The organism is Pseudomonas sp. RP-B7, from assembly GCF_059803535.1.
Genome location: NZ_JAPFHC010000035.1, coordinates 57,945 through 69,478 on the forward strand (window position 1 = coordinate 57,945; position 11,534 = coordinate 69,478).

11 protein-coding genes and 1 pseudogene are annotated in these 11,534 nt (G+C 61.6%); 7 read left to right on the forward strand and 5 right to left on the reverse strand.

From position 1 onward, the window contains the following. Positions 1 to 669 (reverse strand): ABC transporter ATP-binding protein, encoded by a 669-nt coding sequence (locus OPU96_RS24545; protein ID WP_498559855.1) that lies wholly within the window; start codon positions 667 to 669, stop codon positions 1 to 3. Positions 670 to 943: 274 nt separating this feature from the next. Here OPU96_RS24545 and pmrG point away from each other — a divergent pair, with 274 nt between their 5' ends. The 3 genes from pmrG to OPU96_RS24560 all read left to right on the forward strand — a co-directional run bounded on the left by pmrG (position 944) and on the right by OPU96_RS24560 (position 4,975). Next, positions 944 to 1,618, forward strand: coding sequence for a lipopolysaccharide core heptose(II)-phosphate phosphatase PmrG (gene pmrG / locus OPU96_RS24550; RefSeq protein WP_226455185.1), 675 nt, complete (start codon positions 944 to 946; stop codon positions 1,616 to 1,618). Positions 1,619 to 1,805: 187 nt separating this feature from the next. Beyond that, complete coding sequence (gene arnT / locus OPU96_RS24555) at positions 1,806 to 3,461, forward strand: lipid IV(A) 4-amino-4-deoxy-L-arabinosyltransferase (protein WP_498559856.1); 1,656 nt, start codon at positions 1,806 to 1,808, stop codon at positions 3,459 to 3,461. Continuing rightward, a complete protein-coding gene (locus OPU96_RS24560) occupies positions 3,458 to 4,975 on the forward strand; it encodes an ArnT family glycosyltransferase (protein ID WP_498559857.1) in 1,518 nt (505 codons plus the stop codon). Before arnT ends, OPU96_RS24560 begins: the two co-directional genes overlap by 4 nt. On the opposite strand, the pseudogene OPU96_RS24565 reads toward OPU96_RS24560, so the two are convergent. Further along, positions 4,972 to 5,079 (reverse strand): annotated as a pseudogene (locus OPU96_RS24565) (ABC transporter ATP-binding protein); the annotation flags it as partial. The gene OPU96_RS24560 and the pseudogene OPU96_RS24565 sit on opposite strands and share 4 nt — an antisense overlap. Then, a complete protein-coding gene (locus tag OPU96_RS24570) occupies positions 5,043 to 5,270 on the reverse strand; it encodes a condensation domain-containing protein (RefSeq protein ID WP_498559859.1) in 228 nt (75 codons plus the stop codon). The pseudogene OPU96_RS24565 and the gene OPU96_RS24570, both read right to left, overlap by 37 nt. A 520-nt stretch (positions 5,271 to 5,790) precedes the next feature. On the opposite strand from OPU96_RS24570, the gene OPU96_RS24575 reads away from it, so the two are divergent. After that, on the forward strand, positions 5,791 to 6,585 hold the full coding sequence (locus tag OPU96_RS24575; protein ID WP_305391186.1) for a helix-turn-helix transcriptional regulator: 795 nt from the start codon (positions 5,791 to 5,793) through the stop codon (positions 6,583 to 6,585). Between the two features lie 97 nt (positions 6,586 to 6,682). Here the strand turns inward: OPU96_RS24575 and hpaA are convergent, their stop codons facing one another. Next, on the reverse strand, positions 6,683 to 7,540 hold the full coding sequence (gene hpaA, locus OPU96_RS24580) for a 4-hydroxyphenylacetate catabolism regulatory protein HpaA (RefSeq protein ID WP_498559858.1): 858 nt from the start codon (positions 7,538 to 7,540) through the stop codon (positions 6,683 to 6,685). Positions 7,541 to 7,715: 175 nt separating this feature from the next. Between hpaA and OPU96_RS24585 the strand changes: the two genes are divergently transcribed. Beyond that, on the forward strand, positions 7,716 to 9,020 hold the full coding sequence (locus OPU96_RS24585) for an MFS transporter (RefSeq protein ID WP_226455179.1): 1,305 nt from the start codon (positions 7,716 to 7,718) through the stop codon (positions 9,018 to 9,020). Here OPU96_RS24585 and hpaR read toward each other — a convergent pair. Continuing rightward, on the reverse strand, positions 9,017 to 9,439 hold the full coding sequence (gene hpaR, locus OPU96_RS24590; RefSeq protein WP_192297227.1) for a homoprotocatechuate degradation operon regulator HpaR: 423 nt from the start codon (positions 9,437 to 9,439) through the stop codon (positions 9,017 to 9,019). The two genes, OPU96_RS24585 and hpaR, sit on opposite strands and share 4 nt — an antisense overlap. A gap of 207 nt (positions 9,440 to 9,646) precedes the next feature. Between hpaR and OPU96_RS24595 the strand changes: the two genes are divergently transcribed. Next, positions 9,647 to 10,945, forward strand: coding sequence for an NAD(P)/FAD-dependent oxidoreductase (locus OPU96_RS24595; RefSeq protein ID WP_305391187.1), 1,299 nt, complete (start codon positions 9,647 to 9,649; stop codon positions 10,943 to 10,945). Between the two features lie 28 nt (positions 10,946 to 10,973). Next, entirely contained in the window at positions 10,974 to 11,339 is a 366-nt protein-coding gene (locus OPU96_RS24600; RefSeq protein ID WP_226455177.1) for a cupin domain-containing protein, read from the forward strand. Positions 11,340 to 11,534 lie beyond the last annotated feature (195 nt).

Below are 11,534 nucleotides of genomic sequence, written 5' to 3' on the forward strand. Positions count from 1 at the left end.
TCAAACAGCGTCCGCCGGGACAACCCGGCCACGGTGCAGCACCACTTGACGCTCCAGGCGTGCGGCGATGCGCGAGCTGTGGGTGACCATCAACAGGCTGGTGGGGCTGTCGCGCAGCAGGTCAAACAGCAATTGCAGTACCTCATCGCTGGTGGCTTCGTCGAGGTTGCCAGTGGGTTCATCGGCCAACAGCAGCGCCGGACGCGACGCCAACGCCCGCCCCACCGCGACCCGTTGCTGCTGGCCGCCGGAGAGCTGTTCGGGATAACGCCTGAGCAAGTCGCCCAGGCCCAGGCGTTCCACCAATTGCGCTTGCCATTGCGGGTCAAACCGCCCGGCCAGGCGCGCCTGGAAGGCCAGGTTGTCGTCGACGCGCAGGCTGCCGATCAGGTTGAACTGCTGGAACACCAGGCCGATTTCGGTGCGACGCCAATCGGCCAGTTGTGCCTCACCGAGTTGATCAAGGCGCCGCTCACCGACGCGGATGCTGCCACTATCCACCCGGTCCAGACCGGCCACCAGATGCAACAAGGTGCTCTTGCCGCTGCCCGACTCGCCCATCAGCGCCAGGCTGCTGCGCGCCGGCAGTTGCAAGTCGACCCCGCCCAGCACCGCCAGCGGACCTTGCGGGGTTGCGTAGCTTTTAAAGACACCTTGCACCTGCAACATGGGAGCACTCACCAAAGGACTGAAATCGAGAATAACGGTTGGCCGACAGGCTCACGCAAATTTTTCACATGGATTTCACCGGTTACCCACCCATCGCCCTCTAAATTGCCCATCACACGCCAAATACCTGCAACTTTTCCGCCGGTAGCAATGGCAACTTCTAGCACTCACATGTTCAGCGAAAAGACAGCAGCCCTGTGCCACGCTCCAGTTCCACTACGGGCTTCTATTTGTAACGTTGCGCCTGTTTGATTTAACACTGCCAACAGTGCCCATGGTGATTAGTGTGGTTGACCTTACTCTGACCAAACCGCGCTCAATCCGAGCCGTTATCAAACGCCTGCGAAGGCTCTGGATCGGCACTGCGGCCGTCGGCCTGCTGCTCACCGGCGCGATGTTATGGCCGTCGTCACCGCCCGATCTGGGCGTCGGCAGCCGGCTGCTCAGCTCAGGCCTGTTGGCCCATTGGCACAGCGGCGAGGTGATTGTGCTGGTGCGCCATGAAGAGCGCTGCGACCGCTCCGCCAATCCTTGCCTGGGCCCTCCCGAAGGTCTGACCGTGAATGGCAGCCAACAGGCGGTAAAACTCGGCAAAGCCTTTAATTCATTGGGCATGGAGGCCAGCGACATCCTTGCCAGCCCGGCCGTGCGAACCGCCCAGACGGTGCATTTCATGTTTGACAAAAGTGAGTTCAGCTCAGGCGAAAGAGCCATCTGCGGCGCGGCCATGGGTGAAGAAATGCTCAGCCACAAACTGCCTGGCCGCAATCTGGTCTTCGTCACCCACAGCGGCTGCATCGCCGACTTCGAAAAGACCCTGGGTTTCCCCCACGCGACGTTCCCCGAGTACGGCAGCGCACTGTTCGTGCAGGTGCTGGCGAACGGCAAGTTCAAGACTCTGGGCATCGTTAACAACAAGGATTGGCCCGCCGTACTCAAGCAACTCTAGAACTTAAATACTTACCGCCCCAGCCCATGTTCAGCAAAACGACAGCCAACTTCTGGCATGTTTAGTTGTGCCTGTTAGTTAAGGACGTCATGAATATTTTCAGTGACTTAGTGGAAACTTCAATGTTTTACGCTATGACTTTCATACCCTCTCCCGCTTGCCGCGAACGTCAAGGAGCGACGTTTTCATGACCCGATTCAAACCCCTGCCGCTGCTGTTGCTGGCCGTTGTCGCATTCTATTTGTTACCCCTGGGCCTGCACGGTTTGTGGATCCCGGATGAAACCCGCTACGCCCAGATCAGCCAGGAAATGCTGCTGAGCGGCAACTGGATCACACCGCACTTCATGGGCGTGCGTTACTTCGAAAAACCTGCCGCCGGCTATTGGCTCATCGCCCTCGGCCAGGCGGTGTTTGGCCAGAACCTGTTCGGTGTGCGCATCGCCTCGGCCGTGACCACCGCCCTCAGCGTGCTGCTGGCCTATCTGATCGCACGGCGGATGTGGAACGATCCACGCAAGAGCCTGACCTGTGCGCTGCTGTACCTGAGCTTTGGCCTGGTCGCCGGGCAAGCCGGGTACTCCAACCTCGATCCGCAATTCACCTTCTGGGTCAACCTCAGCCTGGTCGCGCTGTGGTTTGCCATCGACAACACCACCACCCGTGGTCGCCTGGCCGCGTGGACAATGTTGGGCGGGGCCTGCGCCATGGGCTTCATGACCAAGGGTTTCCTGGCCTGGGCGCTGCCGGTGCTGATCGCCTTGCCCTACATGCTCTGGCAGCGGCGCCTGGGCGAGTTGTTGCGCTATGGCCCGCTGGCCATGGCAGTGGCGCTGCTAATGTGCCTGCCCTGGGTATGGGCGATCCATGTGCAAGAACCGGACTACTGGCGGTTCTTCTTCTGGAACGAACATGTCCGCCGCTTCAGCGGAGCCACCGCTCAACACGCCCGGCCGTGGTGGTTCTTCCTGCCGATCATGGTGGTCGCGTGCCTGCCCTGGGCTGCGCTATTGCCGGCCACCTTGAGCAAGGCCTGGACGCAAAAACGCCAGCCGGCGGTGGGCTTTCTTGCGCTGTGGCTGTTGTTGCCGCTGTTCCTTTTCAGCCTGAGCAAAGGCAAGCTGCCCACCTACATCATGCCGTGCCTGCTGCCGCTGGCGTTGTTGATGGGGCATGCGCTGAGCGACCTGGTACAACAGGGCAAATCGCGCTCGATCCGCGTCAACGGCATGCTCAACTTTGGCATCGGCATGGCGGCGATGGTGGCGCTGATCTACCTGCAAATCACCAGGCCGCCGTATGGCAACAGCCACGCGGAGATGTTCAGCCTGTCGCTGATGTTCATCGTGCTGCTGGGCTGGATCCTCACGAACCTGCTGCAAGCGTTCCGCCCGCTGACGCTGTGGGCGATGCCGGTGCTGGGCATCGGCTTGCTGGTGGTGCTGTTGCCGGCGAGCATGCCGGCGCAAGTCACCGACAACGAAATGCCTGACCAGTTTGTGTTGGAGCACCTGGACGAACTCAAGCAAACCAGTGCCTTGCTCAGCAACGAATTGGAAAGTGCCAGTGCTCTCGCCTGGCGCCTGCAACGGCCCGAAGTGGGGTTGTATGAGACCGAAGGCGAGCTGCGCTATGGCCTGCAATATCCGGACAGCGCACAACGCAAGATCAGCCTGGACCAGGTTGAAGACTGGCTGAAGGACGCCCGCCGCAAAGGTTCGGTGGGCGTGCTGATCCGCGTCGGCAGTACCAGTGAAATGCGTCAGGCCGGGCAACTGCCCCTCGGTGGCACGCGGTATGACAAGGGCTACCTGCAACTGATCATTTATCCGAAGCTGCCATGAACCAGCGATTCACAGAGAAACACGGCGCCCTGCTGCTCCTGCTGGCGGTCACGGCATTGATGCTCTTGCCGGGCCTCGGCGGCCGTGACCTGTGGGGCCCGGAAACGCGCTGGGCCGACATCGCCTTGCACATGCTGCAAAGCGGCGACTACTTCGATCCCTACCTCAAGGGCGTGCCTTACTACGACAAGCCCCTGCCCTCCTACTGGCTTATCACCGGCCTGGCCCACGTGATGGGTGGCCTGGGCCCGTGGTCGTTGCGCCTGCCGTCGGTGCTGGCGGCGTGGTTGAGCGTGTGGCTGGTCTACCTGATCGGCGCACGCCTGCTGCACAAGGGCACCGGCCTGCTTGCAGGCTGGATGCTCGCCACCACCTTCTACTTCATGTTCTGGGCACGGGTCGCCACCGCGGATGTGCTTACCGTGTGCGGCGTGCTGGCGGCGGTGTGGTGGTATTGGCGCGGCCCGGATGACACGCGGCTGGGACGCTACACGGTGTTTTTCCTGCTACTGGCATTGACGTCCCTGTTCAAAGGCTTGATCGGCTTTGTGCTGCCGGGCCTGGTGCTGCTGCCGCACCTGCTCAGCGAACAACGCTACAAACGTCACCTCAACCTGCGCCTGCTGCTGGCGCTGCTGATCGCCGCCGGGGTGTATGCGGTGCCGTTCGTGCTGTCGCACTTCTACGGCATGCCAACCTATGGCCAAAGCGGCCTGGCCCTGGTGTTCCGGGAAAACGTAGTGCGCTTCTTCGACCCCTTTGACCATATGGGGCCGATCTATACCTACCTGATCTACCTGCCCGCCTACACCTTGCCCTGGACACCCTGCTGGCTGCTCGGCCTGTGGCTTGCCCTGCGCCATTGGCGCACCACGCCACCCAACGTGCGCTGGCTGGTGTGGGGCCTGGGCCTGCTGTTCATCTTCTTCACCGCCAGCGGCAGCCGCCGCAGCTATTACGTGCTGCCGCTGGTGCCGTTTGCACAACTGCTCGGCGCCTGGTGGCTGCAGGAACACCTGCTGAAAAAACCGGCCGCCCGGCCACGCTGGCGCACAGGGTTTGGCATCGCTGCGGGCCTGTTGCTGCTGATACTTGGCGTGGCGTATCCCTGGACCAACGGCAACGGCGGCGTGACCCGCTTCGCCGAAGACGTGCGCGCCGAAGCCGTCAAACGCGCGCCTTGGGAGCAATGGCAAATGGTGCTGGTGGAAGTCGACAACAAGCTGCCGATGTACCTGCAAAACGGCGGCAAACCGTTCTACTACGTGGCCCAGGACCAGGACTTCCCGCGCCAGGGCGACAGCGCCGCGTTCATCGCCTGGCTGGACAAAACCAGCGGCCGGCACTTCGACCCGCAGCACACCCTCATCGTCGCGCAATTCAGCAAAGACGACCCGACGCCGTTGGCGTACCTGGGGGCGGACCACCAGGTGATCGTCACCCAACCGGATAACGGCGAGCGCATGTTCAAGAAACGTGAGGAAGGCAGCGTGGCGTTTTTGCCCGGGCGTTAAGGCGCCCCTTTCGGCAGGCTTGCAGCATGGATGAACGCTTCATCCAGCGTGCTGGCGCCATAGGCCGTCATAAAGCCTTGCCCATCGGTGAAGTGATTGAAGCGATGCGCGCGAGCAACGCCATCGGGAAGCCGTTGGCGTCGCGGTGCAATTGGGTACGCAACGCGTCGTGGCGGGCCACCGGTTGCTCGACTGCGCGCTGGAGCAGCACGGGCTCCAGTGGGCCGGTCAGGTCGACATAGCCGCCGATGTTGTAGAGCGGCGAATCGCCCTGGCGCAGTTGGTCGAGCCAGATGTCCTGTAGGGCGGGATGGGAAAATGCTGCATAAGATCCTTCTCATGGAGGTCGGGCACTGACCGCGCAGAGAGGCCCATTACGGCGAAATTGCCGGATTTGAGCATGGGCCCCGGGGACTGTCTGTCACCCGAAACCCGGACATCCAAATGGATAGCAACGGGCTTGGCGAACGACTCAGTGCTGAAACGATTAAATAGTTGTAGGAGATTGGCTACATCTTCCCGATGTCGATGAGCAACGGATGCTCTCAACGAAAATATTTTCCTTACTATTTCAATTACTTAATTAATAAGCACGGCACTCCATGATTTTTTTTTGGCGGAATTGCCTTTCAGAAACGTCGAATTAATGACGTTATTTTTATGGCAGCTTCTGTCACGCATTTCCGCTACATACGTAGGAAAAATCCCCTGGCTGAATGGATTTTCGAGCGCCGATGACTGTTCTGGAAGAACGGATCGCCCCGAACCCGCCAGGGTGTCCGCTGACGGTTTTTGACATCAAGGATGAGATGGCTATGAGTTTGACGCAGAGCATTGGCACCCCCGAGAGCCCGCATTTCTATGCCGAAATGGGTGAGTTGATTGCCAACAGCGGCCACGGGGATTTTGCCGCGAACATGCTGCATCTGGTGGACAAGTGGGTGCCGATCCATCTGGTGGACCTCAGCGAATGGACCCTCGACGAAGCGCGCGACACGGTGCTCGACATCAAGTTGCTGGGCAGCGCCGGGATCAGACAGGCTTTGTCAGCACCGCAGATCGTGCACCCGCCCAGCGACCATCCCCTGTTGCGGGACATGTTGCACATGCAAGACCCGTTGCTGATCCAGATGAAGGCCAAGGCCCATAGCGCCCATCCCCGGGGCGGTTCGCACCAGTGCAACCTGGTGTCACGCCAGGGCAACCGGCGCTGTGTGATTTCGTTCTACCGCCCACCGACCCAGCGCGGGTTTTCCCTGGCCGAGTTGTCGTTTCTCAAGTGCCTGTCGGACACCCTGCTGCCGCTGATGGAGCGCCACGCGCAGATCCTGCGCCAGGCCCCCGCCGTCGACAGCGAACCGGCCCCCACCTCACTCGAGCAGTCGCAGTTGCAACGTGAGTTCTACAAGCGCCTGGCCCTCAGCGAGGTGACCCTGTCGGCGCGCGAGCAGGAGGTGTGCCTGGGGCTGTTGACCGGCGGCACCGTGCCGCAGATGGCGGAAAAACTCAGCGTGAAAAACAGCTCGATCGAAACCTACCTCAAGCGCGCCGCCGCCAAGCTGGGCGTGAGCGGCCGGCATGGTTTGGCCAAATGGATGGTGGGCGCCTGATGCACAACCTCAGATTCTCCACGCTGGCCCTGGCCTGCCTGCTGGGCGCTGGTGGCCGAGGTCAACCTGTACACCGCGCTGGGCGGCGCGTGGGGCGTCACAGCCCCGACTGCCGTAACCGATACTCCCCCGGCGTCAGTTTCGCATAACGCAGGAAAAACCGGCTGAAATACGCCGGGTCCTTGAACCCCAGCTGGTAGCAGACTTCATTCGCCGAGCTGCCGGTAAACAGCAGCAGGCGCTTGGCTTCCTGCATCACCCGCTCCAGGATCAGGCGCTTGGACGGCAGGTCGGCCAGGCGTCGGCACACCTCGTTGAGCCTGGCCGGCGTGACGCCAATCGCCTCGGCGTAGCGGGCCAGCGGCCAGTGTTCCAGGTAGTGGGCTTCGATCAGTTCGTTGAAACGATGGAAGATGCGCAGGTCTTCATGCCGCGTCGGACGTGCCGGCAGGGAGTGGGCGCACAGACGCAGCAAGCGGATCATGATCAACCGCGTGAGGCTGTCGAGGGCGGCGGCGCGCCCTGCCCGCTCGGCGTTGATCTCGCTGCACAGTTCTTCGAAGAGTTGATCCAGGCCCTGGCTGTCAGGCGCCAATGCGACGCAAGCCGAGCCTGAGGCGAGGCTGGGATCGGCATCGATCAATGCCCATACCAACTGCTGGCGCACCGTCAGCACGTGCCCATCGGCGTCCGCTTCAGTGACAAAGGCGTGGGGCACCGTCGGCGCCGTGAGGAAAAACATCGGCCCCGATTCGACGTACTGGCGATCGTCCAGATACACCCGCACCACGCCGCTCTTGACGTAATGCACCTGGAAAAACCGGTCATGCCGATGCACCGGCATGTTGCGCCCGAAAAATCCCGCCAGGTTGGCCAGCCGGTCGTAATGCACCTCGGCGTCGCTGTAACGCTGGTCGTAGACCTGCCCGATGTTGATGTTGGGGATCGGCTTCACGCTGCTCTCTTCTTGTTGTTTTAACGCTGCTGGATTTTGCCACGCTTGACGGTAGTTAACATATTAAATATAACGTTAACACATGAACGATCTGCCGCAAGGTCGGCGTGATTGTTCGAGGCGGGCCGCGACAGGCCCTTCTCCCCACGGCCACTCAAACAAAAAGTACAACACTATGAGCACCGTCAATTCCATCGCCAGCCGCGAGCTGGCCGAGCACGATCGCACCCATCGTTTAGTCACCTGGCGCCTCATGCCGTTGCTGCTGGTGTGTTACCTGTTCGCCCATCTGGACCGCATCAACATCGGCTTCGCCAAGATGCAGATGAGCAGCGATCTGCACTTTAGCGACACGGTCTACGGCTTCGGCGCCGGGTTGTTTTTTATCGCCTACGCGCTGTTTGGCGTGCCCAGCAACATGGCGCTGGACCGCGTCGGGCCGAGGCGCTGGATCGCCAGCCTGATGGTGGTGTGGGGCCTGTTGTCCACCGGCATGTTGTGGGTGGAAAGCGCCCGTGGCTTCTACGTGCTGCGCTTTTTGCTGGGGGTGGCCGAGGCCGGGTTTTTCCCGGGGATCCTGGTGTTTCTCAACCGCTGGTATCCGGCACGCCGACGTGCTCAGGTCACCGCGCTGTTCGCGATTGCGGTGCCGATGGCCGGGGTGTTGGGCGGGCCGTTGTCGGGGGCGATCCTCGAACACTTCCACAACGTAGGCAGCCTGCGCGGCTGGCAGTGGATGTTCCTGATCGAAGGCGCGCCCGTAGTGCTGTTGGGGTTGGTGGTGCTCAAGTGGCTACCGGATGGTTTCGACTCGGTGCCGTGGCTGAGCGCCGCGCAGAAGCAGCAACTGCATGCGCAACTGCGCAGCGAAGAACAACGCAAGACCATCACCTCGTTCAGCGGCATCCTGCGTGACCCGCAGGTGTGGCTGCTGGTCGCGGTGTACTTTGCGGTGATGCTGGCAGTGAACACCCTGGCGTTCTGGATGCCGACCCTGATCCACGGCGCGGGCATCGGCCGCGACAGCCAGGTCGGCCTGCTCAGCGCCGTGCCTTACCTGGCCGGGTGTTTTTTCATGATCGGCTGTGGGCGCTCGTCCGACCGCTTGCGTGAACGCCGCTGGCACCTGTGCGTGCCGCTGTTGATGGCGGCGCTGGGCATTGCCGTCGCCGGGCTGGCGCCGGAAAACCCGCTGCTGGTGATGGGCGGGCTGGTGCTGGCAGGCATGGGCGCGAGCGCCGCGTTGCCGATGTTCTGGCAACTGCCGCCGGCGTTTTTGTCCAACACCACCCAGGCGGCGGGCATCGCGATGATCAGTTCGTTCGGCAGCGTGGCAGCGTTCCTCGCACCGTACCTGATCGGCTGGATGCGCGATGCCACCCAGAGCGCCAGCCTGGCGCTCTACGTGCTTGCGCTGTTCATCGCGCTCGGCGGTTTGCTGGTGCTGCGCACCCACGCCGCCATCGTCAATCCGCGCTAGCGCTTGATGTTTTTCAGGTCATCGAGCAGGCCCAACAGGGTCTGCAATTTCTCGTCGCCCAATTCATCCTGCAAACGCTGGTAGTTGGCTTCCATGCACGAGCTCATGGCCTCGAAACTTTCCCTGCCCTTGTCCGCCAGGGTCACCAATACGCGGCGCTGGTCCTGCTCGGCCTTGCGGCGATGCACCATGCCGGCGGCTTCCATGCGTACCAGCACGCCGGTCATGCTCGGCTTGAGGATGCAGGCCAGTTCGGCCAGCTGGTAAATCTCCAGCTCACCGTGCTGTTCGAGGATGCGGATGATGCGCCACTGCTGCTCGGTCAGGCCGTGCTCATTCAGGGACGGGCGGAAAAAACTCATGGCGGCTTCGCGGGCTTGCAACAGGATCAAGGTCAGGGACTGGCGAGGTTTGAGCATAGGGATCAGGGTCACGATGGATTTGATTAATAATTTAACGAAACTCTAGCATTCCCTGCCGGCAAGTGCGCGCTATACGTTTGGCGCGTGCTGCCGGTGGCGCCCAGAATCAAAACCCCGGGCACGCAGGATCAAGACTTCCACCCCGTCAGGGCCCTTAATGGAGGCATCCGCTTTAGCGCCTTCCTTCACCTTTCAGGCTGCGCCATGATCAACATCGAAACCCCCACGTATTACACCGCCACCAAGAAGTACAACCTGAGTTTCCCGACCCTGGAGCAGGACATCGACGCCGACGTCGTGGTGATCGGCGGCGGTTTCTCCGGGATCAACACGGCCCTGGAGCTGGCCGAAAAAGGTCTCACCAATATCGTCGTGCTGGAAGCGCGCTACCTCGGTTTTGGCGGTACCGGCCGCAATGGCGGGCAGATCATGGCCGGCATCGGCCACGACCTGGAAAAGATCAAGAAGGACGTGGGCGAAGACGGCCTGCGCCAGGTGTTCGAGATCAGCGACCTGGGCGCCGACATCATCAAGCACCGCATCGCCAAGTACAACATCGATGCGGATTTCTGCCACGGCTACGGCTACATGGGCTTCAACGCCCGCCAGGAAAAAACCCTGCGTGCCTGGGAGAAAGATTTCAAGTCGATCAACAGCCAGCACGAGATCCGCTTTCTCGGCGGCTCCGACGTGCAGCAGATCATCGGTTCAAAGGCCTACACCAGTGCCCTGCTGCACATGGGCGGCGGCCATGTGCACTCGTTGAACCTGCTGCTGGGCGAAGCCACCGCGCTGGCCAGCCACGGCGTGCGGATTTTCGAGAACAGCCCGGCGCTGGAGGTCAGCTACGGCGAACGCATCACCGTGCGCACCGGGCGCGGTTCGGTGCGGGCCAGCAAGCTGCTGTGGGCCTGCGACAGTTTCCTCAACAAACTGGAACCGCAGCTGCACCGTTCGACCATCAACACCTATGCGTTCCAGATGATGACCGAGCCGTTGCCCGAAGAATTGATCCAGCGCATCAGCCCGATTCGCGGGGCCTACAGCGACATCCGCCCGGTGATCGACTACTACCGCGTGACCAATGAAAACCGCCTGCTGTTCGGTGCCGCGACGCCGCTGGTGGAGCATATTCCCGGCGATCTCAAGGCGTGGAACCGCCACCTTATGCTGAAGATTTTCCCGTACCTCAAGGAGGTGAAAATCGACCTCGCCTGGGGCGGCCCGATGGCGTGCAGCCCCAACCTGTTCCCGCAGATCGGCACCTTGCCGGGGCGCAGCAATGCGTTTTTCGTGCAGGGCTATTCCGGCTTTGGCGTGACCCCCAGCCACATCATCTGCAAGGTCCTGGCCGAAGGCATGAGCGAAGGCTCGGCGCGCTATGACCTGCTCAGCTCAATCCCGCGCCCGACCATTATCGGCAAGGACGCCATCCGCCCCTTGCTGCTGACGGCGGGCAAATCCTGGCACCAACTTTCCGGCTATTGGAACGGGCGCCGCTAAATATTTTTACTCATCAGGAGCAACTGCCATGACCCTTACCACCCTCAAGCACAATATCCAGCTGTCCGAACTCGACGCCTGGGGCAGCGTGGCCGACCTCGGTTCCGAAATCCTCGAAGGCGAAGTGCGTGCCTTCGGCAAAATGACCTTTGGTGCACCTACCGACGCGATCAGCAGCGCCTACTTCGGTACGACACAGGGCAAGTTCCGCATGGTCTATCCGTTCAATGAGCAGGCCACCGTCGTGACCGGGGAAGTGATCCTCACCGACGAGTCCACCGGCCAGTCCACACGCTTCAAGACCGGTGACAGCTGGTTCGTCACCCAGGGCACGCCGGTGTTGTGGGAAGTGGTCAGCGAGAGTTTCGTCAAACACTACTTTGCCGTTGCCTGACAAACCCTTCGCTCCGGGGCCCCCCTGACCCTTGTAGTGAGCGGGCTTGCCCCGCGCTGGGGGGCGAAGCCGCCCCAATAAGACCGCTGCGGTGAGTCAGGTAATCCGCGGTGTTTGGATTTGGGGCGGCTTCGCCCCCCAGCGCGGGTGTAGAACCGTAGACATCCTTTACATCTGAAACCGGGGACATCGTTT